This is a genomic window from Paracoccus sediminicola, from assembly GCF_027912835.1.
GTDB classification, from domain to species: Bacteria; Pseudomonadota; Alphaproteobacteria; order Rhodobacterales; family Rhodobacteraceae; genus Paracoccus; species Paracoccus sediminicola.
The window spans coordinates 2,778,537-2,801,816 of the sequence record NZ_CP115768.1; the positions used below are offsets into that span (position 1 = coordinate 2,778,537).

Sequence of the window (23,280 nt, forward strand, 5' to 3'; positions counted from 1 at the left end):
GGGCAGGAACCGCCCGGCGCCGATTTGCGGATCAGAACGGGCTGTCCGGAAAATAGAACTGCTCGGCGTTTTCCGGCGTGATGAGCTGGCTGCCGATGATATAGCGGCCGGTCATCGGCGCGCTCGAGGTGAAGTTCAGCGCCGTCATCTCGATCGCCGACGAGATCAGCGCCGGTGGGTAGGTGACGTTCACCGGAAGCTGCGGATCGCCGTCCATGATGCGCTTGACGATATCCTTCATCCCGGCGCCGCCCACGACGACCATTTCCTCTTCGCGGCCGGCTTGCGCGATGGCTTCCAGCACGCCGATGGCCATATCGTCATCGGCGGCCCAGACCGCGTCGATTTCCGGATATTTCGCCAGATAATCCTGCATCACGTTAAAGGCGTCGTCGCGGTTCCAGTTGCCGTGCTGCATATCGAGGATCTCCTTGTCGGACCCTTCGAGCGCAGCCTCGAACGCCTCGACCCGCTCATTGTCGAGCGTGGTCGGAATGCCGCGCAGCACGACGATCTTGGCGCCTGCATCGAGATTGTCGCGGAAATACTCGCCCGCGACACGGCCAAAGGCGGTGTTGTCCCCGGCGACGTAAAGATCCTCGATCCCTTCCTCGGCAAGGCCGCGATCGACGACGGTGACGAATTTGCCCTGTTCCTTGACCATCTTCACCGGATCGGTGAGCGGCTCGGATTCGAAGGGCAGCACCACCAGCCCGTCGATATTGCGGGTGGCGAGCATATCCTCGATATCCGCGACCTGGCTGGCCGCGTCTCCGGCGGTAGACAGCACGAATTCGATATTCGGATAGGTTTCGCCCAGGCGGTCGATCGTGTCCTGGGCGTGCCAGTTCAGCCCGCCCATGAAACCGTGGGTGGCAGAAGGGATCGAGACGCCGATGACGGCGCCTTCCTCGTCCTGGGCAAAGCCGGCACCGGCCATCAGGGACAGCGCGGCGGCGGCCATTGGCAGCTTCAGCAGATTGCGACGTTTCATTGTGGTCCTCCCAGTATCGGCCGCTTATTCCGCGGCCCGTTTCTCTCGCTGCAGGATCACAGCGAGCACGATGATGACGCCCTGGATCGCCCCGTTCAGATAGGGGCTGACGAGGTCCGTCAGGTTCAGGATATTGTCGATCATGGACAGGATCAGCACGCCGACCACCGTGCCCCAGACCCGTCCCCGCCCGCCTTTCAGCGCGGTGCCGCCGATAATGACGGCGGCAATCGCCTCCAGTTCCCACAGCACCCCGGTCGAGCCGGAGGCCGAGCCGAGACGCGGCACGTAAAGGATCGTCGCCAGCCCGACGAGCGCGCCGAGCAGCACATAGGTCATCAGCCGCACCCGCTCGACATCGACGGCGGAATAGCGGGCGACGCGGTCATTCGAGCCGATGGCCTCGACGTGACGGCCGAAGCGGGTGTGGCGCATGACCCATTCGCCCAGAACCGCGACAATGGCAAAGATGATGATCGGCCAGGTGATCCAGCCGATTCCGCCGTAGTAGACCGGGCGATAGATGCTGCGCAGACCCGAATCGAGGCTCAGCGTGCCGCCATCGGCCAGCCATGTGACCAGGCTGCGGAAGATACCCATTGTGCCCAGCGTGACGATGAACGCCTCTATTCGGGCCTTGGTGATCAATGCGCCGTTCACGAAGCCCGCCGCCGCGCCACCGGCCAGGGCGACGCCCATGCCCAGCAGAATCGTGCCCCAGTTCTCGCCGGTGAACCCGGCAAGTGCATTCATCGCCATGATGGTGATCCCGGCAAGAAATGCAGCCATTGAGCCGACGGACAAGTCCAGCCCGCCTTGCGTGATCACAAAGGTCATGCCGACCGCGATCAGCCCGATAAAGGCGGATCGCGCCAGCACGTTGGACAGGTTGGCCGGGGCCAGAAAGGCCGGGTTAAGCAGCGCCCCGAGAATGAACAGCGCGATCAGCGCGATCAGCGGGCCAAGCACATGCAAGTCGATCCGTTTCAAGCCGGCTCCTCCTGACGGTCCAGCCCCATGGCCAGCCGCACGATATTTTCTTCGGTAATCTCGGCGCCCGCCACTTCCCCGGCGATCCTGCCCTGACGCATCACCAGTACCCGGTCGGACAGACCCAGCACTTCGGGCAGCTCGGACGATATGGCGATCACACCCTTGCCGTCCTTTGCCAGCGCCCGCATGAAGTTATAGATCTGCTGCTTGGTGCCGATATCGATGCCACGCGTCGGCTCGTCGATGATGACGATCTCCGGGTCGGTCAGCATCGTCTTGGCCAGCAGCAGCTTCTGCTGATTGCCGCCGGACAGCGCACCGGCCTCCATTGCATCCGACGCGGCGCGAATGTCGAATTCCTTGCGGGCGCGGGCCATTTCCTCGGCCTCGCGCTTGCGGTCGATGCGGAAACCGAAACGGTCGAGCGCGGCAAGCGTCAGGTTTTGGGGCAGAGCCTTGTTCAGCAGCAGCCCCGCCTCTTTCCGGTCCTCGGTCAGATAGGCGATGCGCGCGGCCAAGGCGTCGCGTGGGCTTTGAATGCGGACCGGCTTGCCGTGAACCCGGACCTCGCCGGTCGCGGGACGCAATCCGGCGATCCCCTCGGCCAGTTCGGTCCGGCCCGCGCCGACCAGCCCGGCAATTCCCAGGACCTCGCCCTTGCGCAGCGTCAGCGAGACATCGTGCACAAGCCCCGCCACGCTCAGCCCGTCGATTTCCAGCAGCGGCGCGCCGGGGATGGCGTCCTTCGGCGGGAAAATATCGCTCAGCTCTCGCCCGACCATCGCCGTCGCCATGCCATCCTCGGTCATCTCGCCCCGCATGGCCTGCTGCACGACCGAGCCATCGCGCAGCACAGTCACCCGATCGGCCAGATGTGTCACCTCGTCCAGACGGTGCGAGCAGAACATCAGCGCCACCCCCTCTCCGCGGAGACGATTGACCTGTTCATACAGCGCGTCGACCTCACGATGGGTCAGCGCGGCAGAGGGTTCGTCCATGATCAGAACCCGTGCCTTGCGGGACAGGGCCTTGGCGATCTCAACCATCTGCCGGTCTGGCACAGACAGTTCACGGATGCGCGCCTGCGGGCTGATCGGACTGTCCAGACGCTTTAGAAGCGCCGCCGTCTCATCCCGCATCGCTGTATGGTCCAGGCGCATGCCACGTGTCAGCTCGCGGCCCAGGAAGATATTCGCGGCGACGGTCAGATCCGGGACGAGGTTAAATTCCTGATGGATCACCACCACGCCCTGTGCCTCGGCATCGGGGCCGCTGCGATAGGGCGCAGGCTTTCCGTCCAAAAGCACTTGACCGGAGCTTGGCGACAGATAGCCGCCAAGGATCTTCATGATCGTCGATTTCCCGGCGCCGTTCTCGCCGATCAGCGCGTGGACCTCACCGGCGTGCAGCGCCAGATCGACACCGTGCAGCACCTCGACCGGGCCGAAGCTCTTGGTGACCTGATCGAGCGCGAGAACCGGGGTCATGTCGCGATCCGCACCCATGCGCCGTCCTGCGCCGACGATTCCTGCGCAGCGGCGATGAAGGCCATGCCCGACAGCCCGTCAGAGAGACCGGGGATGCGGTCCAGATGCGTTTCATCGCCCCTCAGCACCTCGGCGATGTCGCGGTAGAGATTGCCGAACGCCTCCAGATAGCCTTCCGGATGTCCCGGCGGGGTGCGATAGGATTCGCTGCGGTCCCGCGCCCGTGTCAGGCGCTGCGACTGACCGTCCTTGCCGGTGAAGATCAAGGCCTCGGCGTCCTGCAGCCGCCACGCCAACGCGCCTTTGCTGCCGAACAGCCGCAGCGACAGCCCGTTTTCCTGACCGAGCGCCACTTGGCTGGCCCAAAGCCCACCCTTTGCGCCGCTGGCATAGCGCAGCTTGACGCGCACATCGTCATCGACCCGACGCCCGACGACGATGCTGGACAGCTCGGCCGAGATCTCTGCCGGGGTCTGTCCAGTCACGAACTCTGCCAGCTGCCAGGCATGGGTGCCGATATCGCCGATCGCGCCCGCGCCCGATTTCGCCGGATCGGTGCGCCAGGAAGCCTGCTTGGTCTTGACCTCTTCCGACATCCAGCCTTGCAGATATTCGGCCTGCACAAGACGCAGATCGCCAATCGCGCCCTCGGCAACCATCGCGCGCGCCTCTCGGATCATCGGATGGGCGCAATAGTTATGGGTCAGGAAGAAACGCGCCTTGCTGCGGCGCACTGCCTCGGCCAGCTCCTGCGCCTGTTCTTGCGTCGCGGTAAGCGGCTTGTCGCAGATGACGTTGATCCCCGCGTCGAGAAACGCGATCGAGACCGGTGCGTGCATATGATTCGGCGTCACCACCGACACGGCGCGGATGCCATCTTCGCGCGCGGCCTCTTCCTGCGCCATAACGCGGAAATCGCCGTAGCTGCGGGCAATCCCCAGCTTTTCGGCAGAGGCTTGCGCGCGGCTCTCATCGGATGACAGCGCCCCGGCGACCAGTGCAAACTGCCCGTCGATCCGCGCGGCGATGCGGTGGACGGCCCCGATGAATGCGCCCTCGCCGCCACCGACCATGCCCAGCGGGATCGGACCGGCAGCCATCACGACAGCCCCAGCATGCGGCGGTTTGCGGCCTCGTCGCTGCCCTGAGCGGCGAAATCGTCAAAGGCGTGGGGGGTGGTTCGGATGATGTGGCGTTTCACGAATTCGGCTCCTTCCCTGGCCCCGTCTTCGGGGTGTTTCAATGCGCATTCCCATTCGACAACGGCCCAACCCTGGAAATCATACTGCGCCAGCTTGGCGAAAATCTGTGCAAAATCGACCTGCCCGTCGCCGGGGCTGCGGAAGCGCCCGGCACGCTCGACCCAGCCCTGATAGCCGCCATAGACGCCCTGCCGGCCGGTCGGGCGGAATTCGGCGTCCTTGACATGGAACATGCGGATACGGTCGTGGTAAATATCGATGTTTTCAACATAATCGAGCTGCTGAAGCAGGTAATGCGACGGATCATACAACATGTTGGCGCGGGCATGGCCGTCCACACGGTCAAGGAACATCTCGAAGGTGACACCGTCATGCAAATCCTCGCCGGGATGGATCTCGTAACAGATATCGACGCCGTGTTCCTCGGCCAGATCCAGCAAGGGACGCCAGCGTTGCGCCAGCTCGTCGAAGGCGGTCTCGACCAGCCCCGGCGCACGTTGCGGCCAAGGGTAAAGATAGGGCCAGGCGAGCGCGCCGGAAAACGCCGCCATCGCGTTCAGCCCCATCAGTCTGCTTGCCCGGATCGTCTTGCTCAGCTGATCCACAGCCCATTGCTGCCGCGCCTGCGGATCGCCGCGCACAGCCGCGGGGGCAAAGGCGTCGAAGGCACCGTCATAGGCGGGATGAACGGCCATGAGCTGGCCCTGAAGATGGGCCGATAATTCGGTGACTTCGACCCCGTTTTCCCGTGCCGTTCCAAGAAATTCGTCTCGGTAATCCTGCGAGGCAACCGCCTTGTCCAGTTCGAACAGCCGCGAATCTCCGCTTGGAACCTGCACGCCGCGATAGCCGAGAGAGGCCGCCCACGCGGTGATCGATGCCCAGTCGTTGAACGGAGCGCTGTCGCTCGCGAATTGCGCCAGAAACAGCCCGGGCCCCTGCATCGTTTTCATGGCTGAAATCCCCCTCAGCACCATCAAGCCATAGAATGAAATCGATTTCAATGGAAGTTTCGCGTGTTGTAAACGATTTCAGGATGGCGCAATCTTTGCGGACGTTGCAAGGAAGCCCAATGAGCGATGTCCCGATCTCTGCCACGGTGAGGATCGCCGATGTGGCCCGTCATGCCGGCGTGTCCACGGCAACCGTCAGCCGTGTGCTGTCCCGTCCCGAGCTGGTGACCGAAGCCACTCGCGAGGCGGTCATGGCCGCAGTCTCGGCGACCGGCTACCGGGTGAACCTGGCCGCGAGGAATCTGCGCAAGCAGCGCACCGGTGCAATCGTCGCGCTCGTCCCAAATCTCGGCAATCCCTTCTTCGCCCGCATCCTCGCCGGGATGGGGCAGGAACTCGGCGCTGCGGGATATGATCTGCTGGTCGGTGACACGATGGAGGCGGGTGGCCGTCATCGCGCGCTGCACCGTTTTCTGGACCCGTCCCGCGCCGACGGGATCATCCTGCTCGACGGGCAGGTGACGGAGGCAGATCTTGCCGCGCTTCCGGTCGCGCCGCCGCTTGTCATGGCTTGCGAATGGATCGAGGGCGTCAGCCTGCCTCGCGTCGTGCTGGACAATGCGCTTGGCGCGGAAATGGCGGCGCGGCACCTGCGCGAACTGGGTCATCGGCGTCTTGGCTGGATCGGCGGACCGCCGGCCAATGTGCTGCATCGCGCCCGGCTGGAAGGGATCTGCCGGGTCACGGGCGGGGCGCCGCCGGGCTATGCGGGCGATTTCACACCGCAGGCCGGGGCGGCTGCGGCGCAGAGCTGGATGGCCGAGCCGCCGGCGCAACGCCCGACCGGGATCATGGCGTTCAGCGACGAATCGGCTGCGGGCTTTATGGGAGAGTTGCAGCGCCATGGCGTCTCGATCCCGCGCGATGTTTCGGTCGTTGGGTTCGATGGGATCGACTGGGTCGCGCATCTTCCGGTGCCGTTGACCACGATCCGCCAGCCAAAGCGCGATCTCGGCCGCGCCTCGGCCCGCATTCTTCTGGCCCATATGCGCGGCGACGCACCCGCCTCGACCGTGCTACAGCCCGAACTGCTGATCCGCGCCTCGACCGGGGCCGCCCCGGCGGATTGATGCCGACACGCGCCCGAGGCTCGACAGCGCCTTGATTGCACGGCAGGATTTTGACGCGACAAGCCAAGACGCCCGCTTCGCCATAGGGTCTGATGGCGTAAAGCGCGGCTGTCCCGCACAGAGGCTGCGCCGTATCACCCAAGGAGAGGCCATGAGCAGCAGAGATCACAGCAACGAGGACGGTGTGACGCGCCGGCATTTCCTGAACACATCCGCCGGGCTTGCCACGGCGACCACGGTCGGTCTGAAGGCTGGCAGAGTGCTGGCGCAATCGGCCCCCGGCGAAGTGACCGACCTCGGTGTGGTCGATCTGGTGGCCGCGATCCGCGGCAAGGAGCTTTCTTGCCGCGAGGTGATGGAGGCGTATCTGTCGCGAATTGATCGCGTGAACCCGATCTACAACGCGATCATCACGCGTCAGGACCCTGACGCCCTGATGGCGGCTGCGGACCAGGCCGACCGGTCCCTTGCGGCGGGTGACGAGCTGGGCGCGCTGCACGGGGTGCCCCAGGCGCCGAAGGATCTGACGGCGACGTCGGATATGCCGACGACGCAGGGCTCACCGATCCTCAAGGATAATCTCCCCGCCGCCGACAGCGTGCTGGTCGAGCGGACGCGGCGGGCTGGCGCGATTTTTGTCGGCAAGACCAACACGCCGGAATTCGGCCTTGGCTCACATACCTATAACACGCTGTTCGGCGTCACCCGCAACGCATGGGACCCGGCGCTCTCTGCGGGCGGCTCCAGCGGCGGTGCGGCGGTGGCGCTGGCGCAGCGGATGCTGCCGGTCGCGGATGGCAGCGACATGATGGGGTCGCTGCGCAATCCGGCGGGCTGGAACAACGTGGTCGGGTTTCGCGCAACGCAGGGCACCGTTCCCTATGCCCCGAGCGGCGAGCTGTTCATGCAGCAGCTCGGCTATGAGGGGCCGATGGGCCGGACGGTGGCCGACACGGCTTACCTGCTGTCGGTGCAGGCGGGTTATGACGCCCGCGCCCCCTTGTCGCGTGATCTCGATCCCCTGCAATTCCGCGGCGATCTCTCTGCCGATATGTCGGGAAAGCGGATCGGCTATCTCGGCGATCTCGGCGGCTATCTGCCGATGGAGCCCGGCGTGCTCGATGTTTGCGAAGCGGCGCTCACATATTTCGAGTCGGCGGGCTGCACGGTCGAGGCGGCGACGATTGATTTCGACATGGCCACGCTCTGGCAGACATGGCTGACTCTGCGCGGCTTCCTCGTCGCCGGAAACGCCGGAGCGCTTTACGCCAACGAAGACACCCGCGCGCAGCTGAAGCCGGAAGCGGTCTGGGAGGTCGAGAACGGGCTGAAGCTCAGCGGTGCGGACATCTATCGCGCCAGCGCCAACCGCTCGGCCTTTTATCTGGCGATGAATGCGATGTTCGAAGATTACGATTATCTCGTGCTGCCCACGGCGCAGATTTTCCCCTTCGATGCCGAGATGGACTGGCCCAAGCAGATCGCCGGTACCGAGATGGACAGCTATCATCGCTGGATGGAGGTTGTGATCCCCGGCACGCTGTCGGGGATGCCGGTTCTGGCCGTCCCGGCGGGATTCGGTCCGCAGGGCGACAGCCAGCCGATGGGGCTTCAGATCATCGGACCGCGTCTCGCGGATCTCTCAGTTCTGCAAATCGGCCATGCCTATGAGCAGGCGAGCGGCTATGCCGCAAACCGCCCCGGCTGATCCCGGCTGGCGGGGAGCCTATCTCCGCCGCTGGCGCGACCACAGAAACAGCCCCGCGGCCACAACCGCGGCACCGATCATCACATGCCGCGACGTGACCCCGAGCCGCGCCTGCGCGCTGCGACGATAGCGCGGGTCGAAAAACCGCGTATCGGCCAGCACACGACCCATCAGCGATTCCTTGCGCGGGCGGATCGGACGCAAGCCCCGCCCTGAAGGCTGTTCGAGCGCGTCGAGCGCCGCAATCACGCCCCCTTGCCGTTCGATCGCCTCGGCAACCTCTTCGGGCTGACATCCCAGATGTTCGGCGATCAGGTTGTCGCGCGTGGCGCGGACCTTGTCCCGATCCCGCTCGTCATCCGCAAGCAGCGCCACGTCGCATTCCGTGTCGAATCCCATAGAGCGGCGGTCGATATTGCTCGACCCGACGCGCAGGAACCGGTCGTCGATGATCGAGACCTTCGCATGGACATAGATCGGCTCTTCATCGGCGTTGCGCGGGTAGAGAATGCGGAAACGGTCGTAAATATCCGCTTCCTCCAGATCGCGGATCATGCGGCTGCGGGTGACATGCATCGCTGCATCTTCGACCATTTCCTGCGCGGCCTTGGGGTTGATGACGACCACCTCGGGCCCGTCTTCTTCCTGCAACCGGTCACGGATAGCATTGGTGATTCCGTCTGCGGCGAAATACTGCGACTCGAGATAGATGCAATCCTCCGCCGCCGCGATGCTGTCGAGATAGAGCGATTCGATCTCTGCCACGGAGGGGCGGTCATGTTCGGGCGGTTCGGTACGGGCAATGGCGATGTCGATATCGGTAAAGTCGACCTGGACGCTCTCGGGCCAGCGGTCGCGACCGGGCCTGAATGGCTCCTCCAGCTCTTCATCCTGCGCGCGCTGCCAGCGTTTGCGGCAGAGATTGCTGAATTCGGCGGCAGCCTCGCCCGAGATCACGGTGGTCACGTCATGCCAGGGCTGAGCGATCTCGCCGCTTTTCAGCTTGCGCCGCTCGTCGCCCGGCGTGTGGTCGCGCGTATCCCACCGCCCGTCGGTCACGTCGATTCCGCCGCAGAACGCCAGCGAGTCATCGATGGACACGATTTTCTGGTGATGGCAGGCCCCGATCGGGTGGCGCCCGTCAAACCCCAGATGCACCTGCTCGGGCGACAGCAGCTTGATCTGCGCGGTGGGGAGCGCCCGCCCTGGCGCGATCAGCACGCCGCCGCTCCATTTCAGCAGATAGATCTCTAGCTTGGGGCGGCGATCGACCAGAGCCTCGAGAAACGGCCCGATCTGGTTGGGCAGCCCGTCGGGCGCGTTGCCGTCCTCGTCGCTTTCGCCGGGCAGCATCTCGATCTCGAAATCGAAATCCCAGCCGACGAGGATGATAAGATCTTCCGCCCGTTCCAGCGACTCGCGCAGGGCGCGGAAATATTGGGCGGCGTCAATGATGACGCCAAAGCGATCCGCCGACGCCACGCGCCAGCAGTTCCGATGCGGCAGGAAAGAGAAGCTCTTCATGGTGCGACAGGTGCCTTTTTGCCCGAATTACGCAAGCCAACGGTCCGCCCGCCCGCAGGTTCCGCTGATTTTTGCGAACATTCTCAAAACGCTGGGCGCAGAAACAAAGACCCCCGCGGACCAGGCGGCCTGCGGGGGTCTTTTGGTGCCCAGGAGAAGACTCGAACTTCCACGCCTTGCGGCACACGGACCTGAACCGTGCGCGTCTACCAATTCCGCCACCTGGGCAGGTGTCGTGAGGCGGGTGATTAGACCCGTGGCATGGGGGTGTCAACGGGGATTCTGCCGAAAATCATCACGGCGGCTTGCCGCTCTTGTCCGGGGTCGGCGCTTGCTCGCCCCGGCTGCGCAAGGTATCAGCGGGGCAAAGCCGGTTTGAGGAAAGCAACGCATGTCGAAGATCGTCACGGTTTACGGCGGGTCCGGGTTCATCGGACGCCAGATCGCGCGCCGCATGGCCAAGCAGGGCTGGCGCGTGCGCGTGGCGGTCCGCCGCCCGAGCGAGGCGCTGTTCGTGCGCACCTATGGCGCGGTCGGTCAGGTCGAGCCGGTGCCCTGCAATATCCGCGACGAAACTTCCGTTCTGGCCGCCATGGCCGATGCCGAGGCGGTGGTGAACTGCGTCGGTATCCTGGTCAGCGAGGGCAAGAACCGCTTCGACACTGTGCAGGCCGAAGGTGCTGCCCGTATCGCGCGGCTAGCTTCGGAAACCGGGGTGAAGAGGCTTGTCCAGATTTCCGCCATCGGCGCCGATGCAGAGTCCGACAGCGCCTATGCCGCGACCAAGGCCGAGGGCGAAGAGGCGGTGCTGGAACATTTCCCGACCGCTATGATCATCCGTCCCTCGGTCGTGTTCGGGCCAGAAGGCGGGATTTACGACCGCTTTGCGGCAATGGCCGGGCTCGGTCCGATTCTGCCGATCACCGGCGGCAATACGCGGATGCAGCCGGTCTATGTTGACGATGTCGCGGCCGCCGCTGAAAAGGGCGTGCTGGGCGATGCTGCGCCGGGGGTTTACGAACTCGGCGGTCCCGATGTGATGACCCTGCGCGAGATCGTGAGTCAGGTGCTGGACGCGACCTATCGCCGTCGGCTGGTGGTGAATTTGCCCTTCTGGCTGGCCGGGGTCGTCGGCTGGGTGCTCGATATCGGCTCCAAGATCACCGGCGGGCTTTTGACAAACCGTGTCCTGACGCGCGATCAGGTCCGGCTGCTGCGCCATGACAACGTCGTTGCCGACGGCGCGCGCGGTTTCGACGAGCTGGGGATCGAACCGATCTCTCCCGGTGCGGTGATTGACGAATATCTCTGGCGCTTCCGTCCGAATGGCCAATACGCGGATATGACCGCCTCGGCCAGGAACATGCGCTCACGCTGATAGATTAGTCATGGATAACACCATTGTCGCGGCCCTGCTGGGCCTGCTTGAAGGGCTGACCGAGTTCATCCCGGTTTCCTCGACCGGCCATGTCCTGCTTGCCGGATATTTCCTCGGTTTCGAAAGTCCGGGCCGCGCCTTCGAGGTGCTGATCCAGCTTGGCGCGATCATGGCCATTCTCGGGGTTTATGCCAAACGGTTGTGGCACCTGTTCAGCTCGGCACCGCATAACCCCGCATCGCGGCGCTTTATCCTTGCGGTGCTGCTCGCCTTTTTGCCGGCCGCAGTGATCGGAGTGCTGGCGCATGAAATCATCAAGACGGTGTTCTTCGAAACCCCGGCGCTGATCGCGTGGATGCTGGTCATCGGCGGCATCGTCATCCTGATCGTCGACCGCAAGGCGCCGACGCCGCGTGTGACCGAGGTCGAGCAGATCTCTCTGCCAATGGCGGTGGGGATCGGGTTCATCCAGTGCCTTGCGATGATTCCCGGCACATCGCGATCTGGCGCAACCATCGTTGGTGCGATGCTGATGGGGGTGGGCAAGCGGGCCGCCGCGGAGTTTTCGTTTTTCCTGTCGATGCCGACCATGGCCGGTGCCTTTGTCTACGACCTGTTTCAGAATCGCGATATTCTGGACGGACAGGCCATCGGGAATATCGTCATCGGCTTTATCTGCGCCTTCATCATGGCGGTGATCGTCGTCAAATGGCTGCTCGGCTATGTGTCGCGCCATGGCTACGCCTTGTTCGGCTGGTGGAGAATCATCGTCGGGAGCGTGGTTTTGCTGGCGCTGGCGGCTGGTATGTAAGCATTACTGACCTTGTTTTAGGTCTTGTGCTGGTGAAAATCCCGCTGGACCGCCGGGAAAACGCAAATAGGTCAGCATGAGTGCCTTTTATTCGCTTTTCACCGCGTATACTGGGGTGGGGTGAAGGGAAGGGGCGCAGCACATGGCCACGCAGAAAATGCTCAAATTCGTCAAGCTCGAGCGCGAGATGCCCGAGAAACGTTCGGCAGCGGAACGAAGCGACGATTTTCACGAGATCTACCGCGAATTCGCCGATCTCAAGGCGACCGAGCAGGCAAGCCGGTGCAGCCAATGCGGCGTGCCGTATTGCCAGAGCCACTGCCCGCTGCACAACAATATCCCCGACTGGCTGCGCCTCACCGCGGAGGGCCGCACCCAGGAGGCGTTCTGGCTCAGCCAGGAGACCAATACCTTCCCCGAGATCTGCGGCCGCATCTGCCCGCAGGACCGGCTTTGCGAGGGCAATTGCGTCATCGAGCAGTCGGGCCACGGCACCGTCACCATCGGCGCAATCGAGAAATACATCACCGACACCGCCTTCGAGCAGGGCTGGGTCGAGCCGATCCGCCCCGCGCAAGAGCGTGACGAATCGGTCGGGATCATCGGCGCCGGGCCGGGCGGTCTAGCGGCAGCGGACCGGCTGCGGCGCATGGGCTATCAGGTGACCGTCTATGACCGGCATGACCGCTCGGGCGGGCTGCTGATCTATGGAATTCCCGGCTTCAAGCTGGAGAAAGAGATCGTCGAGCGCCGCAACCGGCAGCTCGAGGATGGCGGCGTCAAATTCGTGCTGAACACGAATATCGGCGAGGATCTGAGCTTCGATGCCATTCGCGAAAAGCATGACGCCGTGCTGATCGCCACTGGGGTCTACAAGACCCGTGATCTGGATATCGACAATGCCGCTGCCAAGGGTGTCATCCGGGCGCTGGACTATCTGACCGCCTCGAACCGCATCGATCTGGGCGACGAAATCCCCGATTACGCGGACGGCGAACTGGACGCGAAAGGCAAGCGCGTGCTGGTGATCGGCGGCGGCGATACGGCGATGGACTGCGTGCGCACCGCGATCAGGCAGGGCGCGGAGTCGGTCAAATGCCTTTATCGCCGGGACCGCGCGAACATGCCCGGCTCGCAGCGCGAGGTGCAGAACGCCGAAGAAGAAGGCGTTGAATTCGTGTGGCTCTCCGCTCCGGGCAGCTTTGTCGGCGGCATCGAAGGCGAGACCGGGATGGAGACGCCGATCAATGACGAGCAGGCGCATATCGCCGCGGTGAGGGTGCAGAAGATGCGGCTCGGCAAGCCCGATGTATCAGGCCGTCAGAGCCCCGAGCTGATCGAGGGGGCCGATTATGACGAGCCCGCCGACATGGTCATCAAGGCGCTCGGCTTCGAGCCCGAAGAGCTGCCGCGTCTCTGGGGCGTCGAGGGGCTGGAGGTGACCCGCTGGGGCACCATCAAGGCCGATTTCCGCAGCCACCAGACCAGCCTTCCGGGGGTCTATGCGGTGGGCGATATCGTGCGCGGCGCGAGCCTTGTCGTCTGGGCGATCCGGGACGGGCGCGAGGCGGCGGACAGCATCGCCACCTATCTGGGCACGCCGGCGCAGGTCGCGGCGGAGTGATGGCAATCCGGTCTGCACAGCATGTGCATGGCGCGTCCACAGGGGGCACGCGGCCTGTGCACAGCCGTGGCCGCGCAGGGCCGAGGCCGGTCTGGCGCGGATTTGCGGCTGTCGGGATCGCGTCAACATTGCTAACCCTTCAGCCGACAGAGGCGCCGGCCCAGGCTGCGCGGTTTACCGCGCCCGAGGGGTGCAGTCTCCAGATGACGGTTCAGACCCGCGGCTGCAAAGTGTCCCAGCATTACATCTGCGCGGCGGACCGGGCGGGCGATCAGCATGTGGTCTATTACGACCGCGAGGGGCCGAGCTATCATTCCAAGATCGACGCCGAGACGCGCTGGCTTGAATCGAATGATCTGAATACCGGGCTGTCGGATTTTCTGGTGCCGGATGCGCCGGACCATGCCTCTTTCTCGACCCTGATCGAGACCGGGCGCGACGATTTCGATTTCTGGACCGTTTCGAACAGCGGCGAGCGTCTGCGCAATATCGGCGAGGACCAACTGACCGGAGAGACGGCCACGATCGACGGGGTCGAACTGGAGCTGACCGAGTTCAAGCTGGATGTGTTTTCCGAGGATGGGCAGTTGCTCATCCAGTCGCGGGGACAGCAATTCATCAGCCGCAGCCACGGGCGGTTCTATGGCGGGATCGAGCAATCCTCGGACTGGACGGGCGAACGTTACGAAGAAAATGACAGCCCCGTCACCTTTGCCTTTCCGGGCGAGGACGGGTTCGGCATGACCGAGCCGCTTTTCGATTGCGAGATCCAGATGGTGCGGGCCACACCGCTTTCCCCCGGCGATGAAATGCTCCGTACGAAGCTTGCGTCGGTAAGGACTTCAACGCGCCCTTATCTGCAAACGGCCGCGCGGCCCGATGCGTCCCATATCTCTGGTCAGGAGGTTGCCCAATGACTGAACTCGCGCATAACTGGCACGCCAATGAAGACGCTCGCCGCAAATGGATGGCGGAGAACAGTCTGTACCGGGCGGAGGACGAGCATTCATCCTGCGGGGTTGGTCTGGTGGTCAGCATCGACGGCACGCCTTCGCGGCAGGTGGTGCAGAACGGTATCGATGCGCTGAAGGCGATCTGGCATCGCGGGGCGGTGGATGCGGATGGCAAGACCGGCGACGGGGCGGGGATCCATGTGCAGATCCCGGTGCCGTTCTTCTATGACCAGATCCGCCGCACCGGGCACGAGCCCGACAAGGACAAGCTGATCGCGGTCGGGCAGGTCTTCCTGCCGCGCACCGATTTCGGCGCTCAGGAACGTTGCAGGACCATCGTCGAGACCGAGGTGATCCGCATGGGTCACTATATCTATGGCTGGCGGCATGTTCCGGTCGATATTTCGGTGCTTGGCGACAAGGCCAATGCCACTCGCCCCGAGATCGAGCAGATCCTGATCCGCAACGACAAGGGGCTGTCGGCGGTCGAGTTCGAGCGCGAGCTGTATATCATCCGCCGCCGCATCGAAAAGGCCGCCGCCGCGGCGCAGATCCCGCAGCTTTACTTCTGCTCGCTGTCCTGCCGCAGCATCATCTATAAGGGGATGATGCTGGCCGAACAGGTGGCCGAGTTCTATCCCGACCTGAAGGATGAGCGCTTCGAAAGCGCTTTCGCGATCTATCACCAGCGTTATTCCACCAACACCTTCCCGCAATGGTGGCTGGCGCAGCCCTTCCGCATGCTGGCCCATAACGGCGAGATCAACACGCTGAAGGGCAATCTGAACTGGCTGAAAAGCCACGAAATCCGCATGGCGTCGAGCGCGTTCGGCGATATGGCCGAGGATATCAAGCCGATCGCGCCGGGCGGGTCGTCTGATTCTGCGGCTCTGGATGCGGTGTTCGAGGTGATGGTGCGCTCGGGCCGCTCGGCGCCGATGACGAAGACCATTCTGGTGCCGGAAAGCTGGTCGAAGACGGTCACCGACATGCCGAAGGCCTGGGCGGATATGTATGCCTATTGCAACGCCGTGATGGAGCCGTGGGACGGACCGGCGGCGCTGGCGATGACCGACGGGCGCTGGGTCTGCGGCGGGCTGGACCGCAACGGGCTGCGCCCGATGCGCTATGTGGTCACCGGGGATAATCTGCTGATCGCGGGTTCCGAGGTCGGCATGGTGCCCGTCGATGAGGCCAATGTCGTCGAGAAGGGCGCGCTCGGCCCCGGGCAGATGATCTGCGTCGATATGGAAGACGGCAAGCTCTACCACGATTCCGAGATCAAGGACCGGCTATCGGCCAGCCAGCCCTTTGGAGAATGGATCGAGAAGGTCGTGCAGCTTTCCGAAGAAATGCGCGATCTCCCCGAAGAGCTGGTTTTCAAGGGCGAAGAGCTGCGCCGCCGCCAGACCGCGGCCGGCTTTACCATCGAAGAGCTGGAAAACGTGCTGTCCCCCATGGCCGAGGACGGCAAGGAAGCGATCGCCAGCATGGGCGACGATACCCCGCCCGCGGTGCTGTCCAGCCAGTATCGCCCGCTGAGCCATTTCTTCCGGCAGAATTTCAGCCAGGTGACCAACCCGCCCATCGACTCGCTGCGCGAAACGCGGGTAATGAGCCTCAAGACGCGGTTCGGCAATCTCAAGAACGTGCTCGACGAGAGCTCCAGCCAGACCGAGATTCTGCTGCTGGAAACACCTTTCGTCGCCAATGGCGAATTCGCCGAGATGATGAAACTGTTCGGCGACTCGGTCACGCAGATCGACTGCACCTATCCGAAGGATGCCGGCGCCGAGGCGCTTGGCGAAGCGCTTGCCCGGATTCGGGCCGAGGCAGAGGATGCGGTGCGCTCGGGTGCGGGGCATCTGGTGCTGAGCGACGAGAGGATCGGGGCAGAGCGTATCGGGGTCCCGATGATCCTGGCCACCTCGGCGGTGCATAGCTGGCTGACCAGCAAGGGGCTGCGGACATTCTGCTCGCTGAATGTGCGCTCGGCGGAATGTGTCGATTCGCATTATTTCGCGGTGCTGATGGGCTGCGGGGCGACCACGGTGAACCCCTACCTCGCCCAGGACAGCATCGCCGACCGGATCGACCGGGGCCTGCTGGAGGGCACGCTGATCGAGAATATGCGCCGCTATCGCGATGCTATCGACGCGGGTCTGTTGAAGATCATGTCGAAGATGGGGATTTCGGTCCTGTCCTCCTATCGCGGCGGGCTGAATTTCGAGGCGGTCGGGCTGTCGCGGGCGCTGGTAAACGAATATTTCCCCGGCATGCAGAGCCGCATCTCGGGCATCGGGCTACACGGCATTCAACGCAAGCTGGAAGAGGTCCATGCCCGCGGTTTTCAGGGCGAGGCACAGCTTCTGCCGGTGGGCGGTTTCTACAAGCTGCGCCGCTCGGGCGAAAAACACGCCTGGGGCGCCAACAATATGCGGCTGTTGCAACTGGCCTGCGAAAAGGCGTCCTACGACGTCTGGAAGCAGTTCTCGAAAGCTGTGCGGTCAAACCCGCCGATCCATGTGCGCGACCTCTTGGACGTGAAGCCGCTTGGCAAGCCGGTCCCGATCGAAGAGGTGGAATCCATCACCTCGATCCGCAAGCGCTTCGTGACGCCGGGCATGTCCCTGGGGGCGCTGTCGCCCGAGGCGCATATGACGCTGAACATCGCGATGAACCGGATCGGGGCGAAGTCGGATTCCGGCGAGGGCGGCGAAGACCCGGCGCATAGCCATCCGCTGCCCAATGGCGACAATCCCTGCGCCAAGATCAAGCAGGTCGCCTCGGGCCGGTTCGGGGTCACGGCGGAATATCTGAATGCCTGTGAAGAGCTGGAAATCAAGGTCGCCCAGGGTGCCAAACCCGGTGAGGGTGGCCAGCTTCCGGGCATGAAGGTGACCAAGCTGATCGCGCGGCTGCGCCACTCGACCCCCGGAGTCACGCTGATCTCGCCGCCGCCGCATCACGATATCTACAGTATCGAGGATCTGGCGCAGCTGATCTATGACCTCAAGCAGATCAACCCGCGGGCCAAGATCACCGTGAAACTGGTGGCGTCGTCAGGCGTCGGCACGATTGCGGCGGGTGTGGCCAAGGCGAAGGCCGATATCATCCTGATCTCGGGCCATAATGGCGGGACGGGGGCATCGCCTGCGACCTCGATCAAATTTGCCGGTCTGCCCTGGGAGATGGGCCTGACGGAAGCGCATCAGGTTCTGGCGATGAACAATCTGCGCGAACGCGTCACGCTGCGCACCGATGGCGGGCTGCGCACCGGCCGCGACATCGTCATGGCCGCGATGATGGGGGCCGAGGAATACGGCATCGGCACCGCCGCGCTGATCGCCATGGGCTGCATCATGGTGCGTCAGTGCCAGTCGAATACCTGCCCGGTGGGCGTGTGCACGCAGGATGAAAAGCTGCGCGCGATGTTCAACGGCTCGGCCGACAAGGTGGTGAACCTGATCACCTTCTATGCGACCGAGGTGCGCGAGGTGCTGGCCGAGATCGGGGCGCGCAGCCTCGATGAGGTGATCGGGCGGGCCGATCTGCTGACCCAGGTCAGCCGCGGCGCGGCGCATCTGGACGACCTGGACCTGAACCCGCTGCTGATCACCGTCGATGGGTCGGACAAGATCGTCTATGACCGTTCCAAGCCGCGCAACGCGGTGATGGACACGCTGGACGCGGAAATCATCCGCGATGCCGAGCGGTTCTTCAGCGCCGGTGAGAAGATGCAGCTCCATTACGCGGTGCGCAACACGCTGCGCACCATCGGCACGCGCACCTCGTCGATGATTGTGCAGAGCTTCGGGATGAACAATAATCTTCAGCCCGATCACCTGACGGTTCGTCTGACCGGCAGCGCGGGGCAGTCGCTGGGCGCCTTCGCGGCGCCGGGGCTGAAGATCGAGGTGTCGGGCGATGCGAATGACTATGTGGGCAAGGGGCTGTCCGGTGGCATCGTCGTCGTGCGCCCGCCCATGGCCTCGCCGCTGAATGCCGCAGAGAACGTGATCATCGGCAATACCGTGCTCTATGGCGCCACCGAGGGGTATCTCTTTGCCGCGGGCAAGGCAGGCGAGCGTTTCGCCGTCCGCAACTCCGGCGCCAAAGCGGTGATCGAGGGCTGCGGTTCGAATGGCTGCGAATACATGACCGGCGGCACGGCGGTGATACTCGGCCGGATCGGGGCCAATTTCGGCGCCGGGATGACCGGCGGGATGGCCTATCTCTACGATCCAGAAAATGTCGCGACGAGCTATATCAACCCAGAGACGCTGGTGACCTGCCCGGTGACCGTCGCCCATTGGGAGGAAGAGCTGAAAACCCTGATCGAGCGCCATGCCGAGGAGACCAATTCGGCCAAGGCGCGCGAGATCCTCGAGAACTGGGATCTGGAGCGCGGAAATTTCCTTCAGGTCTGCCCGAAGGAAATGCTGCCGAATCTGGAACATCCGATCGCGGAATCGGGCGATCTGGCGGCGGTGCCGGCGGAATAGGCGCGGCTTTCATCCTGACGCAAATATCCTCGGGGGGCGTTCGCCCCCTGGGGCGGACGAAGGGGGGCAGACAGCCCCCCTTCTTCGTCTCGGTCGCGGTTCACGCCCGATGATAGGGCGATCCGGCCAGGATCGAGGCCGCGCGATAGAGCTGTTCGGCCAGCATGACGCGGACCAGCATATGCGGCCAGACCATGCGCCCGAAGCTGATCTGCCAGTCGGCGCGGTTGCGCAGGGCGGGGGCCAGCCCGTCCGCCCCGCCGATGATAAGGCAGATATCGCGGGACTGGTCACGCAACGCAGCGATGCGCTGCGCGAATTCGGGCGAGGAGGGCTGCTCGCCCCGCTCGTCCAGCATGATGACAAAGCTGCCCTGCGGAATGGCACGCTCGATCAGCGGTGCTTCGGCCGCCATGCCGCCGCCGCGCTTATCCTCGACCTCGACAAGCTGCACCGGCGGCAGGCCGAGGCTGCGCCCGGTCTTGGCAAAGCGGTCGAGATAGTCGTCAATCAAGCTCAGCTCGGGCGATTTCCGCAGCCGGCCCACGGTGAGAAGGGTGATGCGCATGACACAGATTTGCGTGATCGGAGGGTGAAGCGAAAAAACTCAGCAGCGCCCGACCGGGTGGGGGCGAGAGCCCCGCCTGCGGGGTCGGCAGGGGCCGCCCGGCGCTGACCACCGGGCGAAGGCTCTGAGCGCGGCGCATCGCGGCGTGGCGACGGCCCGACGCAGCAACGTGGATTAATGCGCAGCCATTTCAGCGCGGAGCGTTTTCAGCTGGTCGCTCGGCATCCACATCTTTTCGAGCTGATAGAACTCGCGCACTTCCGGGCGGAAGACATGGACGACGACATCATCCGTGTCGATCAGCACCCAGTCGCCCGCATCCTTGCCCTCGATCCGGGCCGAACGCCCGGTGGCGTCCTTGATGCGCTGTGCGAGTTTCTCGGCGATGGTCGCGACCTGACGGGCGTTGCGGCCCGATGCGATGACCATGTGATCGGCCATGGCCGAACGGCCGCGGAGGTCGATGGTCACGACATCCTCGGCCTTGTCATCATCAAGAGAAGTCAGGATACGCTGCAAGATCTCGTCGCTGCTCAGATCCTGCGGCGCGGCGGTCACATTCGGCTGGTCTGCCGATTGGACGTGATTGGACAGGGGTAGATCCTCCGGTCTTCGCGCCTGATCGCCCCGGCGCCGGGCTGATATCAATATAGCACCGATAGCGTGTTTCTCAATCTCCGGCGATGAATTTCGGCGATGCCGCCCCGTCATCCTCGCCCAGAACCCGGACCTCACGCTGCGGGAAGGGAATGGATATGCCGTGTTCCTTGAACGCATCCCAGAGAGCGATGAAGACCTGTCCGCGCACATTGGTAAGCCCGCCCTGCGCGTCCGAGATCCAGAAGCGCAGCACGTAATCGACCGAGCTGTCGCCGAAGCCGGTGATCCAGCAGACCGGCGTGCGCTGCGCCAGCACACGCTTGACCGTCATGGCTGCATTGATCGCCACGCGCGACACCTCATGCGGGTCGTCGCCATAGGCGGTGCCAAAATGCACGTCGAGCCGCACGAAATTATTGGTATGCGACCAGTTAACCACCTGATTGGTGACGAGATCCTCGTTCGGGATCAGGTATTCCTTCCCGTCCCGCGTCACCACCGAGACATAGCGCGCGCCGAGCGCGTCGATCCAGCCGAATGTGTCTCCGAGGCTGATGACGTCTCCGGGCTTGACCGATTTGTCCAGCAGGATGATGACGCCGGACACGAGGTTCGACACGACTTTCTGAAGACCGAAGCCCAGACCGACACCGACCGCGCCGGAAAATACCGCCAGACCGGTCAGATCCACCCCGATCGCCTTCAGCCCGATGACGATGGCCAAAGTGAACAGCCCGATCTGGAGGATCTTCGCTGTCAGCACCCGCATGGTCGGCGACAGATCCGCAGATGTCGCGAGCCTCCGCGTCAGCACTCCGGTCAGCACCCGCGCCCCGGCCAGCAGCGCCGTCATCACCGCCGCCGCCTGCACCACCGTCAGCAGCGAGATGCGGAACGAGCCGAGGCTCAGCGCGATGCTGTCCATCAGCCGTCCCGCCGAGGGGGTGAGGTTCAAAAGATACAACACCGCCCAGATCCAGGCCGCCCATTTCGCGATGCGGCGGGCCAGCGGATTGGCGATCAGCCGCGACAGAAAGGCGATCAGCAGAACCGCGGTAGCAAGTTCGGCTGCGATGGTGACGACATAGCCCAACGCCGGCAGCGAGAGCTGCGTCAGCACGCCCACCGCCGCCCAGGCCATCAGGGTGAACAGGATCAGCCTCAGCCGACGGTCGACGATAAGCCCGATGCGGAGCTGCCATTTCGGCCAGCCCTCCCGCTTGCGCAGCCAGCGACGCAGCATCGGCGAGAGCAGCCGCGCCAGCAGATGCGCCGCCAACATCAGCAGGATCACCGCCGCGACCTGTGCCAGCCGTGAGGGCGACAGCATGTTGCGCACGAGCAGATCGAGCTGTTGCCAGAAGCCTCCGGCAGCGTCGATGATATCCTCTGGCGGGGTGATGTTCTCCATAACGGGATTAGACAGCCGGCATGCCGCAGCTTCAAGGGTTACGGGGATCGGCGGCTTCACTTTCCGCTTGCCTGAATCGGTCCAGCCGCGCTAGGCGTGCTCGCGGAATACGGGAGACGCTGGCGCAGGCCAGGGCCGAAGGAGCAACCGCCCCGGTAATCTCTCAGGCAAAGGGACCGTATCCGCCATAAACTCTGAAGAGTGGCCCATCCGGGCCCGCCGAAGGATGACGATCTCAGGCGCCCAGAGGCCGGAAGGCCGGGCAGGGACAGAGGGGGTGACCAACCGCACGAGACCCGTGCAAGGAGGATGCCTTTGGCCGAGTTGAAACGAACACCGCTCTATGACCTGCATGTCTCGCTGGGGGGCAAGATGGTGCCCTTTGCCGGTTGGGAAATGCCGGTGCAATTCCCGATGGGTGTGATGGGCGAGCATCTGCATACGCGCGGAAAGGCCGGGCTGTTCGATGTGAGCCATATGGGACAGGTGATCCTGCGCGCGCCCTCGGGGAAGGCGGCGGATGCGGCGCAGGTGCTGGAAACCGCCGTGCCCGCCAATATTGTCGGGCTGGGCGAGGGGCGGCAGCGCTATGGGCTTTTCACAAACGAACAGGGTGGCATTCTTGACGATCTGATGATCGCGAACAGGGGGGACCATCTGTTCCTGGTGGTCAATGCCGCCTGTGCCGATCAGGATATCGCCCTGCTGCGCAAGCTGGATGGCGTCAGCGTCGAGCCGATCACCGACCGCGCGCTGCTGGCGTTGCAGGGGCCGGAAGCGGTTCGGGTGCTATCCGCGCTGATCCCGGCTGTGGCCGAGATGAAATTCATGGATGTGGCCGTGCTGGACTGGGACGGGGCCGAGATGTGGGTCTCGCGTTCCGGCTATACCGGCGAGGACGGGTTCGAGATTTCCGTGCCCGCCGACCGGGCCGAGGCGTTTGCCAAGGCGCTGCTGGCCGATGAAGCGGTCGCGCCCATCGGTCTCGGCGCGCGCGATTCGCTGCGGCTCGAGGCCGGGATGCCGCTTTACGGGCATGACATGGATGCGGACGTGACGCCGGGCGCGGCGGCGCTTGGCTGGTCGATCCCGAAAATACGGCGGACGGGCGGCGAGCGCGAAGGCGGCTTCCCCGGTGCGGATGTGATCCTTCCCGAACTGGCCGAAGGGGCCGCGAGCAAGCGCATCGGGCTGCGCCCCGAGGGGCGCGCGCCGATCCGCGAGGGGGTGGCGATTTACGATGCCGCCGAGGGTGGCGCGCAGATCGGCACGGTCTGTTCGGGCGGTTTCGGTCCGTCTGTCGGCGGTCCGGTCGCCATGGCCATCCTGCCATCTGGTCTTTCGGATGGTGATACGGTTTATGCTGAGCTGCGCGGCAAGCGCGTGCCGGTGAAGGTCTCTGATCTGCCCTTCATCAAACCCGACTATAAACGCTGAGG

At 64.1% G+C, this 23,280-nt stretch carries 17 protein-coding genes, 1 tRNA gene and 1 riboswitch; of the genes, 8 read left to right on the top strand and 10 right to left on the bottom strand.

Going from position 1 to position 23,280, the window contains the following annotated elements:
- Positions 1–31 precede the first annotated feature (31 nt).
- Genes PAF18_RS13670 through PAF18_RS13690 form a run of 5 tightly spaced genes read right to left on the bottom strand, consistent with a single transcriptional unit; the run spans position 32 to position 5,629 of the window.
- On the bottom strand, positions 32–994 hold the full coding sequence (locus PAF18_RS13670; RefSeq protein ID WP_434802222.1) for an ABC transporter substrate-binding protein: 963 nt from the start codon (positions 992–994) through the stop codon (positions 32–34).
- Positions 995–1,018: 24 nt separating this feature from the next.
- Positions 1,019–1,984 carry an ABC transporter permease gene (locus PAF18_RS13675; protein WP_271116249.1) on the bottom strand — a complete coding sequence of 322 codons (966 nt, stop codon included), beginning with the start codon at positions 1,982–1,984 and terminating at the stop codon, positions 1,019–1,021.
- On the bottom strand, positions 1,981–3,492 hold the full coding sequence (locus PAF18_RS13680) for a sugar ABC transporter ATP-binding protein (protein WP_434802223.1): 1,512 nt from the start codon (positions 3,490–3,492) through the stop codon (positions 1,981–1,983). The genes PAF18_RS13675 and PAF18_RS13680 overlap by 4 nt, the downstream gene beginning before the upstream one ends.
- On the bottom strand, positions 3,471–4,574 hold the full coding sequence (locus tag PAF18_RS13685) for a Gfo/Idh/MocA family protein (protein ID WP_271116250.1): 1,104 nt from the start codon (positions 4,572–4,574) through the stop codon (positions 3,471–3,473). The genes PAF18_RS13680 and PAF18_RS13685 overlap by 22 nt, the downstream gene beginning before the upstream one ends.
- The gene (locus tag PAF18_RS13690; protein ID WP_271116251.1) at positions 4,574–5,629 is read right to left on the bottom strand and encodes a sugar phosphate isomerase/epimerase family protein; all 1,056 of its coding nucleotides are present in this window, start codon (positions 5,627–5,629) and stop codon (positions 4,574–4,576) included. Before PAF18_RS13690 ends, PAF18_RS13685 begins: the two co-directional genes overlap by 1 nt.
- A 119-nt stretch (positions 5,630–5,748) precedes the next feature.
- On the opposite strand from PAF18_RS13690, the gene PAF18_RS13695 reads away from it, so the two are divergent.
- Together PAF18_RS13695 and PAF18_RS13700 are read left to right on the top strand one after the other, a co-directional pair.
- Positions 5,749–6,759, top strand: coding sequence for a LacI family DNA-binding transcriptional regulator (locus PAF18_RS13695; RefSeq protein WP_271116252.1), 1,011 nt, complete (start codon positions 5,749–5,751; stop codon positions 6,757–6,759).
- 151 nt (positions 6,760–6,910) lie between these two features.
- Complete coding sequence (locus PAF18_RS13700) at positions 6,911–8,467, top strand: amidase (protein ID WP_271116253.1); 1,557 nt, start codon at positions 6,911–6,913, stop codon at positions 8,465–8,467.
- A gap of 18 nt (positions 8,468–8,485) precedes the next feature.
- Here PAF18_RS13700 and PAF18_RS13705 read toward each other — a convergent pair whose 3' ends face one another.
- Entirely contained in the window at positions 8,486–9,991 is a 1,506-nt protein-coding gene (locus PAF18_RS13705) for a phospholipase D-like domain-containing protein (protein WP_271116254.1), read from the bottom strand.
- Positions 9,992–10,134: 143 nt separating this feature from the next.
- Positions 10,135–10,219 (bottom strand) — tRNA-Leu (locus tag PAF18_RS13710).
- Between the two features lie 163 nt (positions 10,220–10,382).
- Here PAF18_RS13710 and PAF18_RS13715 point away from each other — a divergent pair.
- From PAF18_RS13715 to gltB, 5 genes are all read left to right on the top strand, one after another.
- Positions 10,383–11,369 carry a complex I NDUFA9 subunit family protein gene (locus PAF18_RS13715; RefSeq protein WP_271116255.1) on the top strand — a complete coding sequence of 329 codons (987 nt, stop codon included), beginning with the start codon at positions 10,383–10,385 and terminating at the stop codon, positions 11,367–11,369.
- Between the two features lie 10 nt (positions 11,370–11,379).
- Positions 11,380–12,180 (top strand): undecaprenyl-diphosphate phosphatase, encoded by an 801-nt coding sequence (locus PAF18_RS13720; protein WP_271116256.1) that lies wholly within the window; start codon positions 11,380–11,382, stop codon positions 12,178–12,180.
- Between the two features lie 142 nt (positions 12,181–12,322).
- The gene (locus tag PAF18_RS13725) at positions 12,323–13,804 is read left to right on the top strand and encodes an NAD(P)-dependent oxidoreductase (RefSeq protein ID WP_271116257.1); all 1,482 of its coding nucleotides are present in this window, start codon (positions 12,323–12,325) and stop codon (positions 13,802–13,804) included.
- Between the two features lie 203 nt (positions 13,805–14,007).
- A complete protein-coding gene (locus PAF18_RS13730) occupies positions 14,008–14,721 on the top strand; it encodes a hypothetical protein (RefSeq protein ID WP_271116258.1) in 714 nt (237 codons plus the stop codon).
- On the top strand, positions 14,718–19,262 hold the full coding sequence (gene gltB, locus PAF18_RS13735; protein WP_271116259.1) for a glutamate synthase large subunit: 4,545 nt from the start codon (positions 14,718–14,720) through the stop codon (positions 19,260–19,262). Before PAF18_RS13730 ends, gltB begins: the two co-directional genes overlap by 4 nt.
- 100 nt (positions 19,263–19,362) lie before the next feature.
- Here the strand turns inward: gltB and rlmH are convergent, their stop codons facing one another.
- From rlmH to PAF18_RS13750, 3 genes are all read right to left on the bottom strand, one after another.
- Positions 19,363–19,830 (bottom strand): 23S rRNA (pseudouridine(1915)-N(3))-methyltransferase RlmH, encoded by a 468-nt coding sequence (gene rlmH / locus PAF18_RS13740; protein WP_271116260.1) that lies wholly within the window; start codon positions 19,828–19,830, stop codon positions 19,363–19,365.
- A 174-nt stretch (positions 19,831–20,004) separates the two neighbouring features.
- Complete coding sequence (gene rsfS, locus PAF18_RS13745) at positions 20,005–20,388, bottom strand: ribosome silencing factor (protein ID WP_271116261.1); 384 nt, start codon at positions 20,386–20,388, stop codon at positions 20,005–20,007.
- A gap of 112 nt (positions 20,389–20,500) precedes the next feature.
- Positions 20,501–21,841, bottom strand: coding sequence for a mechanosensitive ion channel family protein (locus tag PAF18_RS13750; protein ID WP_271116262.1), 1,341 nt, complete (start codon positions 21,839–21,841; stop codon positions 20,501–20,503).
- A gap of 100 nt (positions 21,842–21,941) precedes the next feature.
- Positions 21,942–22,030, top strand: a riboswitch (glycine riboswitch).
- Between the two features lie 126 nt (positions 22,031–22,156).
- On the opposite strand from PAF18_RS13750, the gene gcvT reads away from it, so the two are divergent.
- Entirely contained in the window at positions 22,157–23,278 is a 1,122-nt protein-coding gene (gene gcvT, locus PAF18_RS13755; protein ID WP_271116263.1) for a glycine cleavage system aminomethyltransferase GcvT, read from the top strand.
- The last annotated feature ends 2 nt before the right edge of the window (positions 23,279–23,280 follow it).

Excerpts from the sequence above, each read along its gene's own strand:
- PAF18_RS13670 (WP_434802222.1), bottom strand. The coding sequence starts at position 994 with ATGAAACGTCGCAATCTGCTGAAGCTGCCAATGGCCGCCGCCGCGCTG.
- PAF18_RS13680 (WP_434802223.1), bottom strand. The coding sequence starts at position 3,492 with ATGGGTGCGGATCGCGACATGACCCCGGTTCTCGCGCTCGATCAGGTC.
- PAF18_RS13685 (WP_271116250.1), bottom strand. The coding sequence starts at position 4,574 with ATGGCTGCCGGTCCGATCCCGCTGGGCATGGTCGGTGGCGGCGAGGGC.
- PAF18_RS13690 (WP_271116251.1), bottom strand. The coding sequence starts at position 5,629 with ATGAAAACGATGCAGGGGCCCGGGCTGTTTCTGGCGCAATTCGCGAGC.
- PAF18_RS13695 (WP_271116252.1), top strand. The coding sequence starts at position 5,749 with ATGAGCGATGTCCCGATCTCTGCCACGGTGAGGATCGCCGATGTGGCC.
- PAF18_RS13700 (WP_271116253.1), top strand. The coding sequence starts at position 6,911 with ATGAGCAGCAGAGATCACAGCAACGAGGACGGTGTGACGCGCCGGCAT.
- PAF18_RS13705 (WP_271116254.1), bottom strand. The coding sequence starts at position 9,991 with ATGAAGAGCTTCTCTTTCCTGCCGCATCGGAACTGCTGGCGCGTGGCG.
- PAF18_RS13715 (WP_271116255.1), top strand. The coding sequence starts at position 10,383 with ATGTCGAAGATCGTCACGGTTTACGGCGGGTCCGGGTTCATCGGACGC.
- PAF18_RS13720 (WP_271116256.1), top strand. The coding sequence starts at position 11,380 with ATGGATAACACCATTGTCGCGGCCCTGCTGGGCCTGCTTGAAGGGCTG.
- PAF18_RS13725 (WP_271116257.1), top strand. The coding sequence starts at position 12,323 with ATGGCCACGCAGAAAATGCTCAAATTCGTCAAGCTCGAGCGCGAGATG.
- PAF18_RS13730 (WP_271116258.1), top strand. The coding sequence starts at position 14,008 with ATGACGGTTCAGACCCGCGGCTGCAAAGTGTCCCAGCATTACATCTGC.
- gltB (WP_271116259.1), top strand. The coding sequence starts at position 14,718 with ATGACTGAACTCGCGCATAACTGGCACGCCAATGAAGACGCTCGCCGC.
- rlmH (WP_271116260.1), bottom strand. The coding sequence starts at position 19,830 with ATGCGCATCACCCTTCTCACCGTGGGCCGGCTGCGGAAATCGCCCGAG.
- PAF18_RS13750 (WP_271116262.1), bottom strand. The coding sequence starts at position 21,841 with ATGGAGAACATCACCCCGCCAGAGGATATCATCGACGCTGCCGGAGGC.